20 protein-coding genes, 4 pseudogenes and 1 riboswitch are annotated in these 23,772 nt (G+C 59.5%); of the genes and pseudogenes, 9 read left to right on the top strand and 15 right to left on the bottom strand.

What is annotated here, in order from left to right:
- Positions 1 to 98 precede the first annotated feature (98 nt).
- Positions 99 to 1,415, bottom strand: a complete 1,317-nt coding sequence (locus NKH13_RS31910; protein WP_502914603.1) for a M16 family metallopeptidase — start codon at positions 1,413 to 1,415, stop codon at positions 99 to 101.
- Positions 1,416 to 2,479: 1,064 nt separating this feature from the next.
- The gene (locus NKH13_RS31905) at positions 2,480 to 2,707 is read right to left on the bottom strand and encodes a hypothetical protein (RefSeq protein WP_352916777.1); all 228 of its coding nucleotides are present in this window, start codon (positions 2,705 to 2,707) and stop codon (positions 2,480 to 2,482) included.
- A 372-nt stretch (positions 2,708 to 3,079) separates the two neighbouring features.
- Here NKH13_RS31905 and NKH13_RS31900 point away from each other — a divergent pair, with 372 nt between their 5' ends.
- The gene (locus NKH13_RS31900; RefSeq protein ID WP_023679670.1) at positions 3,080 to 3,292 is read left to right on the top strand and encodes a cold-shock protein; all 213 of its coding nucleotides are present in this window, start codon (positions 3,080 to 3,082) and stop codon (positions 3,290 to 3,292) included.
- 227 nt (positions 3,293 to 3,519) lie between these two features.
- Here the strand turns inward: NKH13_RS31900 and NKH13_RS31895 are convergent, their stop codons facing one another.
- Complete coding sequence (locus tag NKH13_RS31895; protein ID WP_023679671.1) at positions 3,520 to 3,990, bottom strand: Ros/MucR family transcriptional regulator; 471 nt, start codon at positions 3,988 to 3,990, stop codon at positions 3,520 to 3,522.
- Positions 3,991 to 4,544: 554 nt separating this feature from the next.
- On the opposite strand from NKH13_RS31895, the gene NKH13_RS31890 reads away from it, so the two are divergent.
- Together NKH13_RS31890 and NKH13_RS31885 are read left to right on the top strand one after the other, a co-directional pair.
- Positions 4,545 to 4,847 carry a DUF982 domain-containing protein gene (locus tag NKH13_RS31890; RefSeq protein WP_352916775.1) on the top strand — a complete coding sequence of 101 codons (303 nt, stop codon included), beginning with the start codon at positions 4,545 to 4,547 and terminating at the stop codon, positions 4,845 to 4,847.
- A gap of 792 nt (positions 4,848 to 5,639) precedes the next feature.
- Positions 5,640 to 6,695 (top strand): cytochrome-c peroxidase, encoded by a 1,056-nt coding sequence (locus NKH13_RS31885; protein ID WP_352916804.1) that lies wholly within the window; start codon positions 5,640 to 5,642, stop codon positions 6,693 to 6,695.
- A 277-nt stretch (positions 6,696 to 6,972) separates the two neighbouring features.
- Here NKH13_RS31885 and NKH13_RS31880 read toward each other — a convergent pair whose 3' ends face one another.
- From NKH13_RS31880 to pdxR, 5 genes and pseudogenes are all read right to left on the bottom strand, one after another.
- Positions 6,973 to 7,302 carry a helix-turn-helix domain-containing protein gene (locus tag NKH13_RS31880; RefSeq protein ID WP_023679674.1) on the bottom strand — a complete coding sequence of 110 codons (330 nt, stop codon included), beginning with the start codon at positions 7,300 to 7,302 and terminating at the stop codon, positions 6,973 to 6,975.
- Positions 7,303 to 7,741: 439 nt separating this feature from the next.
- The gene (locus NKH13_RS31875) at positions 7,742 to 7,918 is read right to left on the bottom strand and encodes a hypothetical protein (protein WP_352916773.1); all 177 of its coding nucleotides are present in this window, start codon (positions 7,916 to 7,918) and stop codon (positions 7,742 to 7,744) included.
- Between the two features lie 140 nt (positions 7,919 to 8,058).
- Positions 8,059 to 8,337: a phenylalanine--tRNA ligase beta subunit-related protein gene (locus tag NKH13_RS31870; protein ID WP_352916771.1), complete on the bottom strand. Its 279-nt coding sequence runs from the start codon at positions 8,335 to 8,337 to the stop codon at positions 8,059 to 8,061.
- A 328-nt stretch (positions 8,338 to 8,665) separates the two neighbouring features.
- Positions 8,666 to 8,743: pseudogene (locus NKH13_RS31865) on the bottom strand (MOSC domain-containing protein); the annotation flags it as partial.
- 165 nt (positions 8,744 to 8,908) lie between these two features.
- Positions 8,909 to 10,405, bottom strand: a complete 1,497-nt coding sequence (gene pdxR, locus NKH13_RS31860; protein ID WP_502914602.1) for a MocR-like pyridoxine biosynthesis transcription factor PdxR — start codon at positions 10,403 to 10,405, stop codon at positions 8,909 to 8,911.
- An 83-nt stretch (positions 10,406 to 10,488) separates the two neighbouring features.
- Here pdxR and NKH13_RS31855 point away from each other — a divergent pair, with 83 nt between their 5' ends.
- From NKH13_RS31855 to NKH13_RS31845, 3 genes are read left to right on the top strand one after another with little or no spacing between them, the layout of a single operon-like run.
- Entirely contained in the window at positions 10,489 to 11,721 is a 1,233-nt protein-coding gene (locus tag NKH13_RS31855; RefSeq protein ID WP_352566758.1) for a trans-sulfuration enzyme family protein, read from the top strand.
- Between the two features lie 52 nt (positions 11,722 to 11,773).
- Positions 11,774 to 12,676, top strand: a complete 903-nt coding sequence (locus NKH13_RS31850; RefSeq protein WP_352916768.1) for a dihydrodipicolinate synthase family protein — start codon at positions 11,774 to 11,776, stop codon at positions 12,674 to 12,676.
- Between the two features lie 34 nt (positions 12,677 to 12,710).
- A complete protein-coding gene (locus NKH13_RS31845) occupies positions 12,711 to 12,929 on the top strand; it encodes an FMN-binding negative transcriptional regulator (protein WP_352517525.1) in 219 nt (72 codons plus the stop codon).
- 107 nt (positions 12,930 to 13,036) lie between these two features.
- On the opposite strand, the gene metE is transcribed toward NKH13_RS31845, so the two are convergent.
- Positions 13,037 to 15,373 carry a 5-methyltetrahydropteroyltriglutamate--homocysteine S-methyltransferase gene (gene metE / locus NKH13_RS31840; RefSeq protein ID WP_352916766.1) on the bottom strand — a complete coding sequence of 779 codons (2,337 nt, stop codon included), beginning with the start codon at positions 15,371 to 15,373 and terminating at the stop codon, positions 13,037 to 13,039.
- A 95-nt stretch (positions 15,374 to 15,468) separates the two neighbouring features.
- Positions 15,469 to 15,669, bottom strand: a riboswitch (cobalamin riboswitch).
- Between the two features lie 679 nt (positions 15,670 to 16,348).
- Here metE and NKH13_RS31835 point away from each other — a divergent pair.
- A complete protein-coding gene (locus NKH13_RS31835) occupies positions 16,349 to 16,675 on the top strand; it encodes a hypothetical protein (RefSeq protein ID WP_352566752.1) in 327 nt (108 codons plus the stop codon).
- A gap of 120 nt (positions 16,676 to 16,795) precedes the next feature.
- On the opposite strand, the gene NKH13_RS31830 is transcribed toward NKH13_RS31835, so the two are convergent.
- The 5 genes and pseudogenes from NKH13_RS31830 to NKH13_RS31810 form a co-directional block, all read right to left on the bottom strand.
- On the bottom strand, positions 16,796 to 17,629 hold the full coding sequence (locus NKH13_RS31830) for a helix-turn-helix transcriptional regulator (protein ID WP_352566750.1): 834 nt from the start codon (positions 17,627 to 17,629) through the stop codon (positions 16,796 to 16,798).
- A 211-nt stretch (positions 17,630 to 17,840) separates the two neighbouring features.
- Positions 17,841 to 19,151 (bottom strand): annotated as a pseudogene (locus NKH13_RS31825) (MFS transporter); the annotation flags it as partial.
- A 230-nt stretch (positions 19,152 to 19,381) separates the two neighbouring features.
- Positions 19,382 to 20,636: pseudogene (gene tyrS, locus NKH13_RS31820) on the bottom strand (tyrosine--tRNA ligase).
- Between the two features lie 97 nt (positions 20,637 to 20,733).
- Positions 20,734 to 21,054, bottom strand: coding sequence for a hypothetical protein (locus NKH13_RS31815; RefSeq protein WP_352772259.1), 321 nt, complete (start codon positions 21,052 to 21,054; stop codon positions 20,734 to 20,736).
- Positions 21,055 to 21,080: 26 nt separating this feature from the next.
- Positions 21,081 to 21,317, bottom strand: a complete 237-nt coding sequence (locus NKH13_RS31810; RefSeq protein ID WP_352691541.1) for a hypothetical protein — start codon at positions 21,315 to 21,317, stop codon at positions 21,081 to 21,083.
- A 246-nt stretch (positions 21,318 to 21,563) separates the two neighbouring features.
- Here NKH13_RS31810 and NKH13_RS31805 point away from each other — a divergent pair.
- Together NKH13_RS31805 and NKH13_RS31800 are read left to right on the top strand one after the other, a co-directional pair.
- Positions 21,564 to 22,379 (top strand): annotated as a pseudogene (locus NKH13_RS31805) (IS5 family transposase); the annotation flags it as partial.
- A 204-nt stretch (positions 22,380 to 22,583) separates the two neighbouring features.
- Positions 22,584 to 23,261 carry a transposase gene (locus NKH13_RS31800; RefSeq protein ID WP_352566745.1) on the top strand — a complete coding sequence of 226 codons (678 nt, stop codon included), beginning with the start codon at positions 22,584 to 22,586 and terminating at the stop codon, positions 23,259 to 23,261.
- Positions 23,262 to 23,293: 32 nt separating this feature from the next.
- Here the strand turns inward: NKH13_RS31800 and NKH13_RS31795 are convergent.
- On the bottom strand, positions 23,294 to 23,772 hold a 479-nt coding region (locus NKH13_RS31795), incomplete at its 5' end, for an adenosine kinase (RefSeq protein ID WP_352916764.1).

Here is a 23,772-nt window from a genome sequence, read left to right as displayed (position 1 = left end):
GGCGAGCGCCCGCAAGATGAGAAAGAGGATGGAGAGGAACAGGGTGGCGAAGGCGCGCCGAGGGAAGACCGGCCGGCGCATTTGCATGGGGATGGAGCTCATGATCTATTCCCCGCCTGTTGCTGCGGCAAAAGATAGCCTGTCGTCGAATGGTCGAGCACCAGATAACGCGCGGCGACCGCCTTGACCTCGTCGGTGGTGACCTTGCGGACGCGGTCCGGCCTCTCGAGCACGTCCTTCACACTGCCACCGGTGGTGAGCGTCTTGCCATAAATGTTGGCGATGTGGTCCAGCTCGTCGTGCGCAAAAATCACCGAGCGGATATAGCGGTCTTTGGCCTTGTCCAGCTCGTCGCTGGTGACGCCATCCTTGGCGATCCGGGCGACTACGGCAACGGCCGCCGCTTCGAGATCCACGAGCTTTGCATCGCCGCGCAGCGAGCCGGAGATGGTGAAATTGGTGTCGTCTAGCATGGTGCCCTGGAAGGAGGCGCCGGCCGCCGAGGCTATGCCTTGCTTGACGACAAGCTCCTGATATAGTCGGCTGCGGTTACCGCCGCCGAGGATCTCGGCCAGCAGGTCGAGCGCCTCGGCCTCGCCGGGCTCTGCCGTATGATAGGACGGCACCACCCAATGAGTGGAAAAGCTCGGCACCGAAACGCGCGCATCGGTCAGCGTCACTGTGCGCCTGGTGTTCTGCTCCGGCTCGACCGGACGGTTGCGCGGGGGCAGGTCCGGCCCGCGCACAACCTTGCCATAGGTCTTCTCGGCCAGCGCCTTCACCGTCACAGGCTCTACGTCGCCGGCCACAACCAGCACGGCGTTGTTCGGTCGGTAGTATTTGTTGTAGATGGTGAATGCGTCGGTGCCATTCAGCTTCTCCATCTCCTGCATCCAGCCGATGACCGGAATGCGGTAGGGCTGATTCTGCCGCAACGTCGCGTTGACCTCCTCGTCCAGCAGAGCATGCGGGTTCGTCTCTGTGCGCCAACGGCGCTCCTCCAGGATCACGTCGCGCTCGGTCTTGATATCATCGTCGTTGAGGATGAGGTTGAACATGCGATCGGCCTCGAAACCCATCATCTCACCCAACGCCGAGGGCGCCACCGTCTCGAGGAAGGTGGTGTAGTCATAGGCGGTGAAGGCGTTATTGTAGCCGCCGATGGCTGAGACGGCTCGGTCGAATTCGCCGGCGGCGTGGTTGGTCGTCGCCTTGAACATCAGATGCTTGAGGAAATGGGCAAGGCCTGATTTGCCGGGTGGCTCGTCGGCGCTGCCGATTTTGTACCAGACCATATGAGTGACGATAGGCGCGCGGTGATCGGGGATGACGACCACTTCCATGCCGTTGTCGAGCAGAAAATCCGTCACTTCGCCATCGTCGGTGGCGGCCAGAGCCGGAGCGGTCGTCACCAGGGCCACCGCGGTGGCAATGAACGCGTTGCGCAGCCAGGGCGACGATCGATGGCTCCGGTTGTGGTGGCTGGTCGAAAGGCAAGGTTCGAGGCAAAGTGATTTGTTCCTAATTTTGATGAAGGCGCTGCCTCCCCGTCTCCCCGCGTGGGAGGATCGGCGGGCAGCGCCGAGCCAGATGAATAAGCTCTTCATAGGGCCAAGCCTTACTCGAGCCTCATCTTTGGATGGACCCAGGAGACCTGCGGCGGTATTTCTTGGTGAGGTGATCATGGGACGGATTCTCCTTGGTCCGCGACGCCTTGCGGATGACCAAGCATGCACCGTGCCAGATCAGAAAACCGTTCGAGGCAGTGGAAAAATCGGGCTCTGCCATGTTGCGCATCCGACATTGTCGGACATCGGACAGGGCCGAACGCGACGCGCGCGGCTGAGAATATCTTCTTCGTTCGGAAGACGATTGGGCGCGCTGCCGGGGAGGGGTATAGGATGCGCTTCGAATGGCCGCTGCACTGACGGTGAGAATGGAGATGTTGGTCGCCGCAGCGGAACCCTGTCCTCGACAGCCAGACCGGGTCGATGCTGAAGGGCAGAGGCGTGAGCAGCCCAGCCAACTCGAGCGCGGAGCCTGCTCGCGCTAGGACGGATCTGATCCAAAAATCAGCGAGTTGGGCGATATCCGCGAGGCGCTGGAAAACGAAGATCGTAGGACTCGGGCGGGAAAAAACGATGCGGTTGCGCGCTTCTGGCGTAATGCGCCTGCCGCGAGGCCGTCCTGATGAGTTGCTGCGGGAAAGGGGAGTGTTTGCGCGGGACCTTGGTCAAACGTGAGAAATAATCGTCGAGCTCGCCGTGGATGGGGGCATGCAGGCACGTTTGTCGCTGGAGGACAGCAGCACGGAAGCTGTCCGCGCTTGCCGTCGTCGCTGGGTACCAAACAGGAGAATTTGGCGGTCGCGATCGAATTCATCTGCGTAAATACCGCCTGGCTGTGCTCGGTTTGCCGGCGAACAGATTTTGCCTTCTTTGCGGCTGCAAACGCATCCCTGGCGGCGTGGTCCCTAAGGTCAAGAGCATCGGGTGAGTAACAGCCTGATCCTGCTCAATCTGATGCGCGCCAACCGCCTCGCCGGATTGTGGAACCGCTCGCGGGTAGCTTCTACCACAAACAGCAAGGTCATGAAATCAAGTAGGAAGTGGTCGATCGCTTGGGCGATTGTTTCTGACTTGCCCTTGAACTGGTGCAGCAAAACGCGCGCGTTATCGATCGCTTCCACGCTGGTGGCATCGGTCAACCCCTCGACCCTCTTGAAACAATCCAATTCGAAACTCCTTCAAGCGCTTGCCAAGCCGTTATGCACGAAGGTAGCTCCGTGAACTACCCGGCCTTTGACCTGGCGGCACGAGCAGCGGTCGGCCTTACGTCCCGTGCCTCCAAGCACCAGCCATAGACGTGCCGCTGAGGAGCGTTGGAAGGATCGGGCGCTTCCGGCCATGCTCGAGCGGTAGTGTAGGACAGTGCTTGTTGGCGACTACGGCCAAAATGGAGTGCGCCAGCTGATCGGGGTTTAACAATTTTTCGCTTTTTGCTGCGCCCAAGTCTCGGCTATGAGTCGGGCAGGCCTGATGGCCTGCCCACGTTGCAATTGTTAAGGAGGAACACGTATATGCCGACTGGAACGGTAAAGTGGTTCAACAGCACCAAGGGGTTTGGATTTATCCAGCCCGACAATGGCGGTCCGGATGTTTTCGTCCACATTTCCGCTGTCGAACGCGCGGGCCTCTCGACCCTCGCTGACGGCCAGAAGATCAACTATGAGATCGAGCAGGATCGCCGCACCGGCAAGTCCTCCGCTGGCAGCCTCAGCAAAGCTGGTTGAAATTTTCTCCTGCGTCTTGGCAAGAGTGGGCGCGTAGGTCCGGAGGTCCTCACGGCCGCTCGATAAGAGCGAGCAAAAACTGAGGGCAGCAGATTGCTGCAGGCGTCGCGAATTCCTCATGAAACAAAGTTGTTTGAAAGGAAGGCGGGGTTGGCCCCGCCTTTTTATATGACGAGCAGATTAAGCCGATGGCTGCAACGCTCCAGAACGAATCTCGATTGCCGAAATCAAGCCGCGACCTTCTTGCGGGTTCGCTTCGTCGGCGCCGGCTCCGGCGCTTCCGGCGCTTTCGGTTTGCGGCCGAGCCCCATTGTCTTGGCCAATGACGAGCGCGCCGCGGCGTAGTTCGGCGCGACCATGGGATAATCCGCCGGTAGGCCCCATTTGGCCCGATATCCATCCGGCGTCAGCCCATAGTGGGTCGACAGATGGCGCTTTAGCGATTTGAATTTCTTCCCGTCTTCAAGCGAGATGATGTAGTCCGGTGTCACCGACTTCCTGATCGGGACTGCAGGCGTAAGGGCAACCGGCTCTTTTGCAGAGACACCTTCCGCCGTCCCTTTCAGAGCCGCGTGCACTTGGCCGATGAGGGCAGGGAGATCCCCCACCGGGATCGGATTGTTGGAGACATAGGCTGAGACGACATCGGCCGTGAGCTCGATGAGGGTGTCGATGTTTTTTTCGGCTTCTTCTGTCATGAAACTCTCCAGGCGGCGTGAAACACAGTCGGCGAAGCGTCGCTTCATAGTGGCGGTCGCCGCTGAAAGCAACAAAGGTCTCGAGACGATTATTGCGATGCTCGTCCAGCGAGATCTATGGCGCGGTATCCCGCTGTCGTGACCGTTGATCCGTCCGTTGTTGGTGACCTGCCGCGGTGCTTGCGCATTTTCAGGCGCGTCTCGGCCGTAAGCTTTGCGCCGAAATGACCAGTAATCTCGAAACGAAGCGGGCTATTTCTGTTTCGCCATCCTCTCTTTGGCTGTGAAATCGGTGGCAGAGCAGTGGCCGCTTCCTGGTGGCGCGTGGAGGAACTATCAAGCGTGGATTCGCAATGGTCGAAACGATGTAGATTCATCCGGTGAGCCGCTCTCGCAGCAGGATGTTAGGGATTGGACCGCTGGTAAACCGAGGACATCACGCCGCTGCTTTGCTATTGAACCGCTATCGCTGTGACAACACATTCCGCAATGGTGGGCGGGTGTAGAGGAGGCGCCTTACGCAAACTAGCGGTTCAGCAGGTCGGGAGGAACGCATGAGCTCAGGGACTTTCAGCAGCCCACTTTTCGTAAGGCGTGCAGCGCACATCGTGCAAGAGATTGCCAGTCCTGCGGATGCTATCGATTTTCTCAACGAATGGCCAGAAGATCGCAGAGACCGGATCTACCAAGCCGCCCTCAGGGCGTGCTTTGATGCATACAACGGACGAAAACCTGCGAGCGAAGCGCGCAAGACTTTTTTCCGCTTTGGGGAACAGGTCGCCATATTGGAAGATGCAACCTCCGCGATGCAATGGCTCGCTGCCTGCATGTCGGACAGTGGAAAAGCGCAAGTATAGGCGTCGTCAGTCGGTGTGAGGCTGGAGCGGGTACGCCGATGGGGTTATTGTATCGAGATTTCGCCGGCATCTGGAGCGTACTATAGCCTTGCGCGCTATGACGATGTTAATCATCTTGTTGTTATTGTAAATCAGCTTCTCGCGACAGGACTGCAACGCTTCCGGTGTGAAAATCACTGCGTGGGACTTGGTTCTCTCAAATTCATGACGGTAAATTGCCCTGTAATTATCGCAAAGCAGTTGTCCCATGAAGCTGATAAACGAGGGCAAAATTGTGCTCCGTCGTCTGCCAATATTCGCTCGATGGAGGCTATAGGCCTCACAAGCCAATCAAAACAGCTACTTGGGCGCTCTTTGAAATTCGTTAATTTCGCTCAGCCCAAACGGCCCTCCACGTCGAAAGTAAGATTGTCCCGCAAAGCGTGCTACAAGACGCGATCCCGGATCGATTTGGGCCAACGTCGATCTGGCGAAGGCACGCCGGAAATCGAGCCGGACCTGCAGCGGAACAGATAACCCGAACCGAAATCTGAGACAGCGGCGGACCCGATTTCTTCATGGTAGAAGGCGCAGAGAGAACCGGAGCACGGCTCCGGCGCCCCCGCTTGCCGAGCAGCGATCCCCCGGCTCCCTGAAATCCAATCGAGAAGAGCGTTCACTTCCGAGACGGTCCCATCTCTGCCGCGAAAACAGGTGTCAGACCCCGGTCCTCTCCCGCAGCTGATCTAGCGCAGGGCGTTCATGAGCCGCATATCCCAGAGTGGCTGCGTGCACGATGCGGCGAGATCATTTATGAAAATCCTATTTAGTACGATGGCTGTCCCCTTGCTGGCAGCCACCGCTTTTGCTGCGGATTCGATCCCCGCAGACCTCAGAGAAACGGCACTGGCCACCTTCAGGGCTTTGCCATCCACCACGCCGGCAGTCGCCAACAACCCGATCACCCCGGAAAAGGTCGCTCTCGGCAAGGCACTGTTCTTCGATCCACGCGTTTCTGCATCAGGCGTCTTGTCGTGCAACTCGTGCCACAACCTGGCCACCGGCGGCGACGACAATCACGAAACCTCGATCGGCCATGGTTGGCAGAAGGGACAGCGCAACGCGCCGACTGTACTGAACGCTGTCTTCAACATCGCCCAGTTCTGGGATGGTCGTGCCGCAGACCTGAAGGCTCAGGGGAAGGGACCGGTCCAAGCCGGCATCGAAATGGCCAATACACCGGGCCAAGTCATCGCCACGCTCAAGTCCATGCCGCAATATGTCGAGTGGTTCGATGCAGCTTTTCCGGCTGAAGCCGATCGGGTCACCTTCGACAACTTCGCCAAGGCAATCGAAGCCTTCGAGGCGACACTGGTCACGCCGGCCCCCTTCGACAGCTTCCTGAATGGTGATGAGCTTGCCATGACTTCCGAACAGAAACAGGGCCTGGCGCTTTTCATGGACAAAGGCTGCTCGTCCTGCCATGCCGGCATCAACGTTGGTGGGGAAGCCTATTACCCATTCGGCCTCGTGGAACAGCCCAGCGCCGAGGTCCTGCCGGAAAAAGACAAGGGCCGATTTGCGGTCACCAATGCAGCCGACGATTCCTATGTTTTCCGCGTGGCGCCGCTGCGCAACGTTGCACTCACCGCGCCATACTTTCATTCGGGCAAGGTTTGGGATCTGAAACAGGCCGTTGCCATCATGGGAACCACCCAGCTTGGCGTGGTACTGGCGGACGAAGAAGTCGACCTGCTTGTTGCCTTCCTCAACTCGCTGACCGGAAAGGCACCCCAGGTCGCCTATCCCATCTTACCCGCCGAAACGGCGACAACACCCCGGCCTATAACGCAGATCTTAGGAAAATAAACGGCCAGCTGACTGCGGAACATCGCAATTGACAATGATTGCGACTTTTACTGGACGAGACGAGTCGCGACGTCCATGAGAACGCAAATGGCTCGTTTCCAAAGTGCAGACACTGCTTCCGTCACCAGCTCGTTGCGATGGAATCATGTTTGGGATCTGGCGTGCGACATGCCAAGGAAGGTGTCTGACGCATGAGGCTCGCGCGCTGTCGATACCGCGCGGCGGCCGGTCATCGCGCTGGCGGCCGAATTGCCGCGCGCCGAAGTGATCGGCCCCCTTAGGGCGAAGGGGCAGCCACTCCGTCCTCCATGTCCAGCGATTCTTCGACTGCTTCCGGATTCCGGGCGATGGTCCAAAGGAGAGTATTCGCCGCTGCATCCGGTTTCGAGCGACCTTGCTCCCAGTTTCGAAGCGTTGCCAGATCGAGGCCATACCTCACGGAGAATGCCTCCTGAGAGAGCTTCGTGCGATCCCGGACTTCGCGAACACTTATCGGCCGCGGCGCATGAACCTTCGCGATCACGCCTGCGGACGACAGTTCATTCTTCAGTGCCAATAGGTCGTCGACGCAAGGAACCGTCACGAACGCCTTGCCGTGATCGACCATCTCCGTGAGTATCGCGTGGGCCGTCCTGAGCGGCAGCTGTCTCTTAACGAGAATCCGGGCGGCCTCAGGAGTATTCGCGCCGTGAAGAAAACTGAGGCTCAGTCGGACGGGAGAGCCTGACGACACGGGGACGACGTCCCGGGTTCGCACCCGTTGTCCGTACCGCTCCATGAATTTCGATTTAGTCGACATTAAGCTTCTCCGCGATCACTCGACCGAGCTTGCGCAATTTGGACCATCCCCACTGGAGGCATCGCGATAAAAGTACGCCAAACAACGCTAAGGGAGAACAAGCAGTGATCTGATTTCGTTCGACGCTCGTTTTCGAGAGCCGTTCTGGGTCGTTCGCAATCAACTGTGTAGGCCAGCGGAGCGAGCAAGGAGCGCCAGATCCGGACAGGGCTGAGTGGGGTGTTTCTCCGGAAGGTGGGGCCATGCCCTAAAGAACACGAGATGTAGTGGATTCGTCGATCCGCGCGGTTTCGATTCGCGCACCCGGGCACAACGCTTGGATAAGTCCCATCAGATGCTCTCCGGTGGCCGTCATCTGTTTAGCTGACATTGGGCCGAGGGCTTCCAGCACGAGCCACATGGCGCGGGTATCGACCGTGACCATGGTGCGCCGCCCCTGCCGTCAGTTCCAGCGGCGGCACGTGACACCGGAATCATCGCACCAGATGACTTCGCCCGGTTCGGGATGCTCGGTTACCATTTCACCTTGCTGGATCGTGTCGAATGGCTCCGCTCCCTTCGCAATTAAAAGTCTCGGGACCCCTGGTAGAGATCGAGATCTTCCCCGCCAATCGGAACGCCATACAACACGCTGACGGCATTGTAGGCATCAACCAGTGGGGAAATCCGCGGGAGAGAGCCATCTTTCCGCACCGGCTTGAGAAGCGCGGCGGCCGAGCACGGCGTTCGATTGGCCTTTGTGCCGAAAGCCTCGTAGGCAACGGCCCACGCCGCAAGACGCGCGTCCCTTTGGGCGTCATCGCGAAGCGCCGCCTGTTTCGCCGCCGCAATCGTGTCGTTCAACGCCTGTGCATCCGGCACGTCGATTCCAGCGTTCCGCACCACAGTGCTGATCAGATGAAAATCCCGGTAGCGGGCCTTGATCTCGGGGCAATCAATGGCGTGAAAGACATGGGATGCTCTTTTCTCATGGGGAGGCTTTGCGCTGCGGGTGGTTCGGGAAATGTTTCAAGAAAGGTGCTTGTCTAGCGTCCAGATCTTCTGGCGTCGCCATGGTGCATGCCGCACCATGCGCTGGATAATTCCATCATTCGGCGGTGGACAAGGCCTGATAGAGATCGTCGATTATGTCTTGCGGGTGCTCGAGCCCACCTCGGCCGGCAACAAGCTACGCCTCCTCCAGATCCTCCATTTCATAGGAGGCAGCGGGCGCGATATGGATGTGAAGCAGCTTTCCTTGCCGGGTCATGCATCGCTTTCGGAAATTCGTCTCGCACGAAAATTCTTGCCGCCAGACTGGCCTGATCAACAGCACCAGCTGCATGGCGTATTCCCAGTCCAGTTGGCTTTGCAAGACGAAATGCGGTTCAGCCCAAGGGTCGGTTTCCTCGCCAGCACGCCACGTCCCGCCGTTTTAGCCACCGTGTCCCGGCAACGCGTCTTGCACCTGCTTGACAACCGCTCGCAGGATCTCAACGCCCTTCTCGATTTGCCGAATGCTCAAGGCGGCATAGCCCATGACAAGCCCCACGCGATCGATGTGGCCTTCGTCCGATTGCCGCTCGTAAAGGGGCGAGATCAGGTGCAGCCCCAGGCCCGCGCCTCGGGCGGCTTCGACCAGGGTCGTTTCCCGCGATCGCGGCAGTTCGTCGAACCAAACCACGACGTGCAGACCGGCCTCTGCTCCCTGGACAGCGATGCGATCTCCGAAGCTGCGCCGCAAGGCGCCCAACAACGTCTCCCGACGCTCGCCGTTCAGCCTGCGCACACGCCGCACATGGCTTTCGTAGCCGCCACTCTCGATCAAACAGGCCAGAGCCTCCTGTTCAGCCACCGGCGAATGCCGGTCCGCGAATTGTTTGGCGGTTGCGAAGACCTCCTGCAATTCCGGCGGGACGACGAGGTAGCCGATACGCAGCATCGGCGAGAGCGTTTTGGAGATCGTGCCGAGGTAGATGACAGCCCCGTGGTCCTCGAGACTGTGCAGCGGAGGGACCGGATTGATGTCGTAGCGATATTCGCTGTCGTAGTCGTCCTCGATCACATAGGCGTTGTTGTGCCGCGCCCATTCCAGAAGCTGATGGCGGCGCGCGATCGGCATGACGCCGCCCAGCGGAAACTGATGCGATGGCGTGACATAGGCCAGTCGCGCCCCGATCCCCGCCAGCAACTCCGTCTTCATCCCGTCCTCGTCGACGGTGACGGGGATGGGCAAGGCACCCCTACTGGCAAAGACCTGACGCGCCATCCTGTAGCACGGGTCCTCGATGACGAAGCGGTCGGCGGGATCGAGAAGCAGGCGAGCGCACAGATCGAGGCCCTGCTGCGAACCGTTGATGATGATGATCTGCTCGAGGTCGCAGCTCAGCGTTCGGGCGCGCCAGAGATAGCCCTGGAGCGCCTGGCGCAGCCGGCGCGAGCCGCGAGGGTCGTCATAGGCAAGACGCAACGGGCGCTGCCCCATCGCCTCGTTCATCGCACGTTTCCAGACCAATGCGGGGAAGTCTGACGGCGCCAGGTCGCCATAGCGGAAATCGACCTTCAGTCCAGTCGGCAGATAATCCGGCCAGGGCGGCGTAACGCGCAGTCGTTCGCCATAGGCGGACAGATGAACCGGGCCGACTCGTTTCGCGACCGTGCGGCTCGTCTCAGGACCGTTCAGCGAGGATGCAACGCGAGGTCGTGCGCCTTGACGGACTTCGATGAAACCTTCCGCGGTCAGTTGGTCATAGGCGACCGTCACCGTCGTTCGCGAAACCCCAAGGTCATTTGCGAGGCCTCGGGAGGACGGCAGCTGACTGCCGGTTTCATAGACGCCGCCGAGGATTTGCTCGCGAAGAGCCTCATAGATCTGGCGTGCACCCATCGCGTGCGAGCGACCTGCAGAACCGGCACTTGAAGACTGGACCATTTCATTCATTGCTAACTGGATATTTCACATTGGCCAGTTTGCCGTCAATCTTTCGGAAACCCAAGAAAGATCTTAGAGGCCGAATGACCCGCTCCTATCAATCCGAAACGGATGCTCTCACGCGGTCGCTCAACGACACCGGTCCCGGATTCGCCACTCGGGCGATCCATCATGGCTACGATCCGGCCGGCTTTTCCAATGCCGTTCAGCCGCCAGTCTTCTTGACCTCGACCTATGGATTCGAAAGCGTGGCAGCGAACGAGGCCGCCGCCGCACTTGGCGGAAGGCTCTATGCGCGCGAATACAATCCGACGACGGAGATCCTCGAGCAACGGCTCGCCAATCTGGAAGGAGCCGAGGCAGGTCTGGTCGTTGCCTCGGGGATGGCGGCTTTCGGGACGCTGATCCTGTCGCTCCTGTCCCAAGGCGATGAACTCATCGTCCACAAGACACTTTATGCGAACACGCTTGCCATGGTCGAACAGGCGGTCCCCCGCTTCGGCATCAAAGTCGTCGCGGTCGACCTGTCCGATCCTCAAAATCTCGATGCCGCGATTACCGAGCGGACCCGGCTTGTTTTCTTCGAGACGCCGGTGAATCCGCTGAGCCGCATCCTAGACATCGCTGCCATTGCCGAGCGCGCCCACGCGCGCGGTGTAAAGGTTGCAGTCGACAGCACCTTCGCCTCCCCCGCGCTCCAGCGGCCGCTCGAACATGGGGCCGACCTCGTGCTCCACTCGCTGACCAAATACATCAATGGGCATGGTGACGCCCTTGGCGGGGCGATTCTCGGCGACGCGCAAACGCTCCGCACGCTGCACGAGACGGGCCTGCGCTACATCACCGGCGCAGCGCTCTCGCCCATGTCAGCCTTCCTGATCCTGCGCGGTCTGAAGACGCTCACGCTACGCATGGAACGGCACAGCGCCACAGCCCTTGCGGTGGCTCAGGCACTCGAGGCGCACCCGGCGGTGGCATGGGTGAGTTATCCCTTCCTCGACTCGCACCCTGATCAGGTGACGGCGCGAAAGCAGATGTCCCAAGGGTCGGGTATGTTGGCCTTTGGCCCCCACGCCGGATTCGAGGGCGCGCGGCGGATGATGGACCGGCTCAACCTGATCACCCGGGCTGTCAGCCTCGGCGATGCCGACAGCCTCATCTATCATCCGGCAAGCCTGACCCGTGCTCGTCAGCCGATCCGCAAGGATGCGCATCTGGCCGATGGAGTCGGCGAGGACCTCATGCGTCTCTCGGTGGGTCTTGAAGACGCCGATGACCTAATCGCCGACCTGCGGCGGGCTCTGGACGTCTTGTGATGACCTGCCGTCCGGCCAGTCCCACGGTCGCGTACAAACCCGGAGCCTCGCCATGGCATTCCTGAGCGGCCTTTCCGCGTTTCCCATCACGCCGACCGATCGTGACGGCCGTGTCGATACCGTTGCTCTGCGCAAGCTGATTGCCAGGCTTTGCGCCGCTCAGGTCGATTCCATCGGTCTTCTCGGCAGCACCGGCACCTATATGTATCTGTCGCGCGAGGAACGGCGACGGGCGCTCGCCGAGACCTTGGACGAAACCGGGGGACAAATGCCGGTCGTGGTGGGTGTGGGCGCGCTGCGCACCGACGAAGCAGTGAGGCTCGCGCAGGACGCTAAGGCCCTTGGGGCTGCCGCGGGGTTGCTTGCCGCCGCCTCCTACACCCCGCTCACTGATGACGAGGTGTTCGAACATTTCTCGACGGTGGCGTGCGAGAGCGGCCTGCCGATCGTCGTCTATGACAATCCAGGAACGACGCATTTCCATTTCACCCCAGCACTCGTCAGCCGCCTGGCAAAGGTGGGTGGGATTGTCGCCATCAAGAATCCGACAGAGAAGGGCGATGCGATCAAGAGCCATCTGGCCGACCAGAGGCGCACTGTGCCGGAAGGGTTCTCGATCGGCTACAGCGGCGACTGGAACGCCGCAGAGGCCATGATCGCCGGCGCCGACACATGGTACAGCGTCCTCGCCGGCATCCTGCCCGAGGTCTGCGTGAAGATCGTCACGGCGGCGCAACAGGGCGATGCGGCCGAAGCGCGACGGATCGATGCCACGCTTGCGCCGCTCTGGAGCCTCTTCAAGGAGTTCTCGAGCCTTCGCGTCGTCTATGCACTTGCCGAATTGCTCGACATTTGCCGTGCCGACCCCCCGCGTCCCATCCTGCCTCTGCCCTCAGCAGCGAAGCGCCAGATCGCCGCCGCGTTGGAACGCTTGCCATCGGATGTCAACCGGTGAATAGCGAACCCGGCGGCCAGTGAAGGAACCTGTCATGTATGTACCCGCGCATTTCGATGAACCGAGCCGAGAAGTCCTCTACGAACTGATCGAGAACAGTGCACTTGGCATGCTGATAACCCATGGCCGGAGCGGTCTCGACGCCAATCACATCCCCTTCGAACTCGACACGTCACAGGGAGAAAACGGTACCCTTTACTCCTGCGCGATTAATACACGTGCCGAGGGAAAGTGCACATTCTCGCTCGAGTGACTTATTTCAAAGGATATGATCGCGTTTTGGCACATTCACGGCCGACATGCGGCAGCCGGTCACTCACCACATGGTGAGCAACCAGGAAACCCTCCGGCCTACACTTTCTACCGGAGCGCACGTGCTGCATCGACCATGTTCATGAGGGCAGGGCGGACCTCCTCCCATTTGCGTGTTTTGAGGCCACAGTCCGGGTTTACCCACAGTTGGGAATCCGACAGTCGCTCGCGGGCAAGCATGACGAGATCCGAAATCTCCCCGACTTCCGGGACACGTGGTGAGTGAATGTCGTAGACTCCGGGCCCGATTTCGTTCGGATATTTGGAACTCGTGAAGGCGTCCAGCAGTTCCATTTTCGAGCGCGACGTCTCAATCGAAATGACATCCGCATCCATTTCAGCGATCGCGTCGATGATCTCGTTGAACTCCGAATAGCACATGTGGGTATGGATTTGAGTCGCGTCCTTTACACCCGTTGAAGCGATCCGGAAGCATTCGACAGCCCAGGCGAGATAGTCGTTCCAATCAGACTGGCGCAGTGGCAATCCTTCGCGAAACGCGGCCTCATCGATCTGGATCATCCTTGCGCCGGACCATTCGAGATCCGTCACTTCGTCGCGGATGGCGAGCGCGATCTGGCGGCATGCTTCGGAGCGCGGTACGTCGTCGCGAACAAAAGACCAGTTGAGAATGGTCACTGGGCCTGTGAGCATTCCCTTCACAGGGTTTTCCGTAAGCGACTGGGCGAATTGCCACCAGCGCAGCGTCATCGGCTTGGGCCTCGATACGTCGCCGAAGATGATGGGGGGGCGCACGTAACGCGACCCATAGCTCTGCACCCAGGCATGCTGGGTGAAGGCGAAGCCGGACAGCTGCTCGCCGAAATGCTGTACCATGTCGTTTCGTTCGAACTCACCGTGCACCAGCACGTCCAGCCCGATCTCTTCCTGCCAGCGAATTGCAGCCTCGATCTCCTTCTTCAGGAAGGTCTCGTAGTCGACATAGCTCAGCTGGCCCTTCGCATGAGCGGCCCGCGCCCTGCGTACCTGCGGCGTCTGCGGGAAGGACCCGATGGTCGTCGTCGGGAACGGCGGCAGCCCGAGCGTGCCGGCCTGGACTCTGGAGCGCTCGGCAAAAGCGCTCTCTCGTCGCTTCATGCTGTCGTCAATGCTGGCGATCCGCCCCTCAACCAGCGGGTCATGGATCTTCGTGGATGTCACGCGAGTGGCGGCAGCCTCGGCAGACGCTTTCAACGCGCCTGCCACCGCATCCCTGCCTTGGGACAGGGCCCGGGCAAGCAACACCAACTCGTCGGTCTTCTGGGCCGCGAAGGCGAGCCACGACCTGATGTCCGCGTCGAGTTCCGTCTCCATGCGGAGGTCGATCGGTATATGCAGCATCGAGCAAGAAGGCGCGATCTCGACGCGGTCCAAGGGCCAGCCGGCGACGATCGGTTTGATGCGGTCGAGAATGGCGGGCAGGTTCGCACGCCAGACGTTGCGGCCATCGATCAAGCCAAGCGAGAGCACCAGATCCTTCGGTGCGAGCCGACCCACCGTTTCCAGCTGCTCGGGAGCGCGCACGAGATCAATATGCAGCCCGGCCAGGGGCAGAGAAACCGCGGTTTCGAGATTGTCTCCCAGCGGCCCGAAATAGGTAGCCAGCATGATCTTCAGCTCGGGCGCGGCTTTCGACAGCTGGCCATAGGCGAATTCGAACGCAGCTCGTTCGTTCGGGTTCAGATCGAGGACAAGCGCTGGCTCATCGATCTGCACCCAGTCGGCTCCAGACAGCTTCAGCCTCTGCAGGAGTTGCTCGTAGACGGGCAGCAGCCGCGGCAGGAGCGCGATGGGATCGAATCCTTTGGCAGGCGATTTCGCCAGCTTGAGGAAGGTGATCGGTCCAAGGATGACTGGGCGTGTGTGAACGCCGAGAGCTTTAGCCTCGATGAAGTAATCGACCGGTTTCGTCGACGAGAGGGCGAACGTCTGATCATCGTTGAGTTCCGGCACAATGTAGTGATAGTTGGTGTCAAACCACTTGGTCATTTCCATCGCGGTTACATCAGACCGATGAGCCGCCTGGTGGTGACCAGCGTGTCGACAATCCTCCGTCTGACCCTGGTTGCCCCGCGCCATTGCGAAGTAGATGTCAAGTGGAACCTCGCCGCTATTCCAGCCGTAACGGGATGGAACGGCGCCGACCATGGCTGCGGTGTCGAGCACATGGTCGTAGAGCGAGAAGTCGTTCGACGGGATTTTCGACACGCCGCGATCGTGCTGCTCCTCCCAGCTAGCGGCACGGAGCGCCTTCGCGGTCGTGAGAAGCTCGGCAGCGGACGATTTTCCGGACCAGTAGCTTTCAAGCGCGAATTTCAGTTCTCGCCGACGACCGAAGCGGGGCACGCCGAGCGTTGCTACAGGAATTTGCTGAGAGACAGTCATGCCAGACCCCGATGGTTGGGGCGTCGGTGACAAGGAAGGCGCTAGCAGGCCGGCACGAACGCCAGGCTGCAGCGGCCACCGAGACACCCCGCCCGTGGACGTAATTCGCCGTGGCAGGTCTCCTGGCTCGCGGGGTCATAGCCTCTACCCGTCTTCCCAAGGCTATTCGCCTCAGTGACATGAGTGGGGTTGGCTCGCCGCTAACAGTTGCGGGGGCAGCGCCGGCATCGCACCGGCTTCCCTCTTAGCTCCGCTGCGGCAGCGCCGTACGGAGAACCACGACGCGGGAGACAATTACAGCAGTTCGCTTCTTTGTCAACGCCGCATAAAGAAATGTTTATGTCGTTATGTTAAATTTCCGTTGGCATGTTGCAAAGGTCGCCTCGAAAGCGAAAACTGTGGAAGCCTTGAGCGGCCGGTAAATCAAAGCAATGACGCACGGCGCCCTTGTCCAGGAGGATAGGAGTTCGTCGGCTGCCGGCGGCAAACGACCGGCAAGCGCCGTGGTGCTGCTTCCCGCATCATGCGAACGCCACCTCGGCGTCGAACTTCGGCTCCGAGCTTCCGACCGCTTCGTTGGTGATCTGCTCGCGACCACATCCGGCTCAATGGCGAGGCTGTTGCCCATGTGGAAACTGTTGGCCGTGATGCCCTCGGTGATACGACACAACGATTTCGAGGGGAGCACCCCGAGGCCCGGCGCAGCGGCCTGTTGCGAAGTGATCGAGGCCAATGTCTCGAACTGCTTGTTCGCAGCCCACCGGCTCAAGATAACCCGGCTCAAACCACCGGGCCAGCTCAAGTCCTGTCCAAATGAGGCCTGAGCGGCAAATCGTCGTGCACGCGCACGGTTTGGCGTTCGATCTTGTGATGCGTCTTGGGCGGACAATCGCCACGGTGCAGCGCGCAGAAGCGGTTCCCCAATTGGAAGCCGAGGGCGGTGAGGGCAAGCCAGCGCCACGGGCGGAGGGGGACTTGGACCTGTTTGCCCTGCTGGACCACAAGTTCGCGACACAGGGCCTCAAGGAGAAGACCAAGACTGATTATGCGCGGGACCTCGCCAAATCATCAAAAGCAGCGGGCAGTCAAAGTTCGGCGCCGATTGACATGGAGATAGCCATCGCGGCGGCCCCCCAGGCGGACCGCAAGCCGGAATACAACCGGGTGCAGGCGGCCAAGCTCGTCCACAAGATGGCGTCGGGCACACACCGGCGATGGGAGAGCGGACCGTGGAGTGCAGGAACTTCACGCCTATCCACGCTCCCGTGGACGTGTCCTGCGGCACATCGGCAGCGATATTGAGGAGGCAGTTGAGCTTCTGGTCGAGCACTCTTACCTGCCACTACCTACGCTTAACGTCATCTCGTACTGAAAACGCACCACGCAAGGTCGAGATGTAACATGCGCCCTTCGTGGATGGTTCTAAGCTTCCTCGGGCGCGGTCAATCTGTGATAACGGTCGCTTGGAACCTCCATCACCGCGACGCGATCAAGGTTGGCGTATCGCGCTCGGTAGTAACCTTCTTCCTCCACTTCGGCGAAACTACACTGGGGAACGTCAAAGGTCGCAGCTTCCAATCCGAAGAAAGTCGTAGCGGTTTCTTCATCCAAGAAGTTCCACTCATCTTCTCCGTCGTCATATGTGACGCGAACATAGGAGGCCATGCGCACGGCTTCCTGATCACCCATCTCTGCGATGATGGCATCGCATTCTTTCTTCAGCTTTCCTGAAACCTCACCCTTATCCCAGTCATCCAAAGCCCGATAGATTTCTGGATGATAATACTCTGGCATCTCCTCTACATCTTCACCGATAAGCTCAATGGTGCGGACATATTGCGGATTTATCAAGAGTATTTTGTTGTCAAGGCTCCAACAATACAGCCATGGCCTGCTTGTGTTATTTCTACGAAGATTATGAAGTTCCTTCAACTGACGTAAAATCGATTCACGCGCCTTTTCATCGATAGGATATTGGCGGCTGCCAACAGTCGTCTTGATTCTGAGCGTGCCGTATCGCGTTTCGGCATCGGCAATTGCAAACGGGCTCGTGCGCCACTCCTCGACATCAATCTTCCAGCCCAGCAGCTCCTCGACCGTGCATTTCAACGTGAGACAAAGGTCCTTGATCTGCTCGACGTTCAACTGCGTTTTGCCTGTTTCCCAACGGGCCACAGTCTGTTGCGTCGTTGCCATCTGCTCTGCCAAATCTTTTTGAGTCATGCCCAGTCGAACCCTAAGCTCTTTCATGTTCATAACTCACCTCGCGTGTTCAACACACGCATTGTGGATGAATTAATCTAATCGTCAAGCGTGTTCAAAAATCGCAGCATGTGTTTTTAGGGCGTCTTCGAGGCTCCGGCAGCCGTTCGTGACCACTTGCGCAAGACACAGGGCTGGTACACAGCACGAATGGGCGATCAAAAATTACTGCTGAAATTCAGATAATTATTGTGGGCGAGTCTGGATCTCTCTGATCGACACGATAGTCGACCATCACCATGATCGGACCGCTTCGTGGCCGCAGGTCAAGTTGCAGCGTCGGTTCGCTGAACTTGTTGGTCGGATCCAGATTGAGCGTTTCAAAATCCGGCTGACGCAGAAGGATGCCCATCAGTCCCCCAATGACAAGAACCAGCTGGCGGACGAGCAAGGCTCCCGAAACACCTTGGACATCCGCCAGTTCGCCCCAAAGCCAGCTTCCCGCCGCCATGCCGCCGTATGTGGCCGTCTGATAGAGAGAGGGCGCGTCCAACCACCCACCGCGGCGCCGAAAGCTGCACTGTGACGTTAAACAGCGAGAATGATTGAATCCAGGCCGCACCGGCTGGCATGAGGTTGAGACAGCTCAGCCCAACGTGCTCGCTCCATGCCCGAAAGAAGCAGCTGATCGCCAATACAAAGAACGCACCGCGAATGACCCATTCGTTGGAGAGAACTTCTCGGACCCGCCCGATGAGGAGCGCGCCGCAAATCGCTCCCAGGCCGAAGAAGCCGAGCATCACGCCGTAGGTGACTGCGGTCCCTTTGATCTGTTCGCGAGCGACCAACGGCAGGAGAGCCAAAATGACAACGGCGGTGAGGCCGAAAATGAAACTCCGGCACATCACCTTGAGAAGGTTCGGCGACAAGAGCACGTAACGGAAGCCCGCCGCCATCGCACTGCCGAAAGCCTCCCGCGGCAGCGCTTGTCGTGCCCGTTCGGCTTTCCATCGCAACAGCGCAGCGATCAGAGCGAAGTAGCAAAGGACGTTGAAGAGGAACGCGAAGGCCGCACCGGCCGTGGCCACGATTATGCCGCCAATCGCCGGCCCGATGCTGCGCATGAGATTGTAGCTCATGCCGTTGAGCGCAACCCCGCTTGGCAGGTGTTCGGATATCTCCCATGGAGGCTTGCCAAGAGGGATCGTGCAATGCCCAACCACAGCCGATTAGGAAGGTGAGACCCAGAAGGGTCCAGGGTGTCATTCCCCGCATAGGTCAGGAACGCCAGGAAGGCGGATACGCAGACCATCAGCAGTTGCGCAGTCAACATGATCCGGCGACGGTCAAACTTGTCCGCGAGCGCTCCCGCCGCGAGCGAGAAGATCATGTAGGGGAGGGTGGTCGATGACTGGACGAGCGCCACCATTCCATGGGAGGTGGCGATGCTCGTCATCAGCCAAGCTGCCGCCGCACCTTCCACTAGGGTGCCAAGGTTCGAAATGAGTGCAGCCGACCATAGCGAACGGAAGGTCTTGTGCTGAAAGGGAACCAGTGAAGATGTTCTCTTCGCCATTGTGGGAAGCTTCGGGATCGACCGCGGGGCTGGATTTGGTTCGCCTCACTCAACCATGGCCTCGCCATACAAGCCAAGCTGCCACAGTGGCGCGCCTGCTAACCCAGAAAACTTGGCGGCCTTAACTACCCCCTGAGGAGTGTCTCTCGACATTCCTCAGGGAACTCGACGCGAATGTCTGCAATATCCGCTAAGCGGGCAGAATTTCTGCGACAGCATTTGCTGAAACCCTACTTTACAACAGTGTGGCGCTTCCGGCCGAGCGAAAGCCGGATCGGGAGGTCTTGGGAAGATATCATTGTATCAACCTCGACAACGTTGCCGTTGATCCGCACACCTCGTCCCGAGATCGCCCTTCGCGCTTCCCCTTTGGAGGAGGTCAATCCGGCGCGTACCAGCAAATCCACAAGGGCTACTCCGGCCAACCCCTCGGCGTCATTTAGATGAAGCGTCGGTAGCCCCTCTGCGGCTTCGCCCTGCCCAAATGCTTGGCTAGCCGTGGCCTCCGCCTGTTTGGCGGCGTTAGTTCCATGTGCCAGGGCCGTAGCTTCGTTGGCGAGACGTTCTTTGACGGCGTTTAGCTCGGTTCCTTCAGCCTGTCCAAATCGCTCGATCTCGTTCATCGGCAGATCGGTGAAAAGCTTCAGAAACCGAACGACATCAGCGTCTTCCGTGTTACGCCAGAATTGCCAGTAATCGTGAAAGGCGATCTTCGTTGAGCCACACAGCTCCGGCAGCCGTCTTACCCATCTTGACACCTGAAGGAGTCTTCAGAAGCGGCGTAGTCACTCCGAAGACTTCCTTTCCATCCGTCCGCCGTATCAAGTCGATGCCATTGATGATGTTCCCCCACTGGTCGGCTCCACCCATCTGCAAACGGCAACCGGTCCGGCGGGTTAGCTCAAGGAAGTCGAACGCTTGGAGGATCATGTAGTTGAATTCTAAGAAGCTCAGATTCTCCTGCTTTTCCAGCCGCGACTTCACACTGTCGAAAGAGAGCATCCGATTGACGGAGAAATGCCTGCCGACGTCTCTCAGCATGTCGATCCAACGAATGCTGTCCAGCCAGTCGGCATTGTTCACCATCACGGCATCCGTCGGGCCGTCTCCGAAGACAAGGAGACGGCCAAAGACCTTTCTGATCCCTTCAATGTTGGCGGCGATCCGCTCGTCCGTCAGCATCGGCCGCGCGTCCGAACGGAAGCTGGGATCGCCGATGCGGGTGGTCCCACCCCCAATGAGAACGATGGGTTTATGGCCAGTCTGCTGAAGATGACGAAGCGCCATGATCAGAAGAAGATGGCCGACATGAAGACTGTCAGCCGTCGCATCGAAACCAGCGTAAGCGGGTACGATGCCTGCTTCAAAGGCGGCATCGACACCCGGCAGGTCGGTCCCTTGATTTACATAGCCGCGCTCAATGAGCGTCTTCAAAGCCGCCGAATATGGTTTGGAATGACCGGTTGATAAATCGGGAAGTGCCATAGGGAATCCTCCTGGTATTGCCGCCAGGGGGTCCTCTCAATGAACAAAGCCGCCTGACGGCGGCTTGTTTCAAGGCATGATCGAAACGCGCCGCTCCTTATGGAAGCGTCGCATAATAGATTGCAGCGATGAGCGCGGACTTGATCATGTGCCGATGCATAAAGGACTTTATCCGCACCTGCAAGCAATCTGAAATGGCTACTTCGGGGAGCTGCCGAGCCTCTGTCGCGACGATTTGCAACTGACTTTTGCACCTCGCAGAACTCAACTTTTGCGACAACATTTCCTGCTTCCCGCTTTCCTTCTGATGTCGAGCCCAGCGCTTCACCTGCGCTTCGCTGCAGCCGGTCAGCTTTGCCGTCCTGCTGATACTGTTGCCGCCAGACCGGAAGACAATAATGCGTTCGTGTGTCACCAAGTCAGCTTGGCCTCCGGCGGGGCGGCTTATCCGGATGACTGCACGCGATCAGTTGCTGGTTCAAGACAGGGAAGAAGGCCTGCATCGCCTTTGCCGATGTTCAAGGTCAGTTCAATGTGGGTAATTTTCCGACGCCGTATTGCGCCACCGGCAAAAACGGCGTGAATCCTGAAACCTACGCCTGCAATTGGTGTGAAGCAGGCGAAAAGGGCTGCAGTGGCGGCGATTTCATCGAGGAAGGTTTGCGGCGGCGGCAGCGACACCGTTTTCTCGCGTCAGCAAATCCCGCCAAACCATTACCACCCCAATTGCGACCACGATATCAGGGGCCGTACCGGAACCACGAGGGTCCTTACCAGGCGTGTCTCGCCACGCAAACCACCACCCACAATGGCATGGTGTTTGCCCTTAGAGCCTGACCCGAAACTCGGTTTTGGGGGTGGAAACGGTTGAGTGGCCCCGTCCGTTGTGATTCGCTTGAGTTGTCTAGACTTGAACGGGATAACGACATGGCTTGGACGGAGACCACCCGCCGGCGATATTGCCGCGCGGGGCAGCGAGATGCAAACGCGTTGACGGACAGGGAATGGGCGTTGCTCGAGCCGTTCCTGCCGGGAACGAAGACAACGGGACGACCGCGGACGACAGAACTTCGGGCGGTCGTGGACGTGCTCCTCTACATCGCCTGGACCGGCTGCCAATGGCGGGCATTGCCGGATCGGTTCCCGCCGGTCTCGACGGTTCAACGCTATTTCTATGCCTGGCGGGACAACGGGCTGTGGAAGACCATCAACTTCCACTTGGTGGCTGCGGCACGCCTGGCGCTTGGTCGCGAGGCGAACCCGAGCGCCGGTGTCATCGACAGCCAATCGGCAAAGACCACGGACGTTGCCGGTTTGCGCGGTAACGACGCCGGCAAGAAGGTCAAAGACTGCAAGGGCCATATCATTACCGACAGCGAGGGACACTTGGTCGGGCTGAGGGTGCACGCAGCCGACTTCCAGGACAGGGATGGGGCAGTCGGCGTCATCGCCTCCATTCGACGGCCTTATCCCTGGTTGCGCCATCTGTTCGCCGACGCCGGCTATGCCGGAGAAAAACTGTCGCAGGCTCTGGCCAATCTCGGCACATGGACCATCGAAATCATCAAGCGCTCCGACGCAGCCAAGGGCTTTGAGATGCTGCCACGACGATGGGTCCTCGAGCGAACCTTCGCCTGGCTGGGACGTTGTCGCCGGCTCGCCAAAGACTTCGAGGCGACCATCGCCAGCGCCGAGGCATGGATCTTCATCGCCTCGATCCCCCTCATGCTTCGCCGCATGGCAGCTCCACGTCGTGCGTCGAGTTTCGAGTCAGGCTCTTACAGGCATGCGCAGGACGCGCGAAGCCGCTCAAATCTCCCCAGATGGGTCAGCCATCGAAGACCGGCATCACTTGCCCGTTGAGCGGCTATACGATAATGCTCCGCGCTAAGCAGCAAGCGCCAAAAATTCGAGCGGCGACTTCATTCTCCTATTCAGGAAGGAACTATGAGGCGGCAGACGCGACCATTCACCGTGGAAGTCAAACAAAAGCGCAATTATCAAAAATCCGCACGTTCCATCTGGGGCAATTTCGACATCGCCGCGGCGATGGCCGAGACAACAAAGGAAGTCGAGCCGTTAAATCGTCAGCTTATTGACTCTACTGTAGTGGCCCTTGATGCTGAACCTTTGCAAAAACCGCGAGTGGAGCATTTCATGGCCAATCCCCTGGAAACCGAGTCAGCAGTAGTTCCTAGCGCACCGGCAGACAAAGCGGAAACGCCAAAACCGAAGACGAGAGCGCGGCGGTCGAGGAAGCCAGAAGCTGAGGCGAGCGCGCCTGCCCGCAAGGAGGGCGCCAAGCCGATATCCGCGACCACTGAAGCACCGCCGTCAGCGCGAACAGGCCGAAAGAGCTACTCCGCGAAGGATCGTGCCCAGAAGCTGGCGCAGATCGAGACCTCGATCGGCGGCGGCGCTACTCTCAAGAGCGCGGTGAAGCAAGCCGGCATCTCGGAACAGACATATTATCTTTGGAAGAAGGCGGCGGCGCCGGCGGCGGACAGTGACGGGCTGAAGGATCTCGTCGCGCTCGAGGAAGAAAACAAGCGGCTAAAGAGCCTGCTTGCCGATCGTCTCCGCAAGGAGAATGCGGAACTGAAGAAAAGGCTCGGGCTGGATTAAGGAGGCTGGGCAGCTGGTTCTTGGCTCGCCACCTACAGCAATCCCGCCTGCTCGGCCTCTCGGCGCAGATTCTGCCGTGGCCTTGGGCCGATCTGCTGGATGACCAGCCCGGCTGCCAGCGAGCCGAGATCGCCGCAATCCTTGAGGCTGCGGCCTTGCGTGTAGCCGTAGAGGAAGCCGGCGGCATAGAGGTCGCCGGCGCCGGTGGTGTCGACCAGCTCGCGGATCCTGGTCGCATTGATGGTCACGGTCTCGTCGCCGCGCACGATCACCGAGCCCTTTTCCGAGCGGGTAACGGCGGCGATCTTGCAATCCTTGCGGATCTGGGCCAGCGCCTCGTCGAAAGACGCGGTCTGGTAGAGCGACTTGATCTCGTGACTGTTGGCAAAGACGATATCGACGGTGCCGGAGCGCATCAGGTCGAGGAACTCGTCGCGGTAGCGGTCGACGCAGAACGAGTCCGACAAGGTCATCGACACTTCGCGCCCGGCGGCGTGGGCGAGCTTCGCGG

Origin of the sequence: Mesorhizobium sp. M1348 (genome assembly GCF_040317925.1) — a bacterium.
Lineage (GTDB): Bacteria > Pseudomonadota > Alphaproteobacteria > Rhizobiales > Rhizobiaceae > Mesorhizobium.
This window is presented reverse-complemented; position numbering and strand designations above follow the sequence as displayed.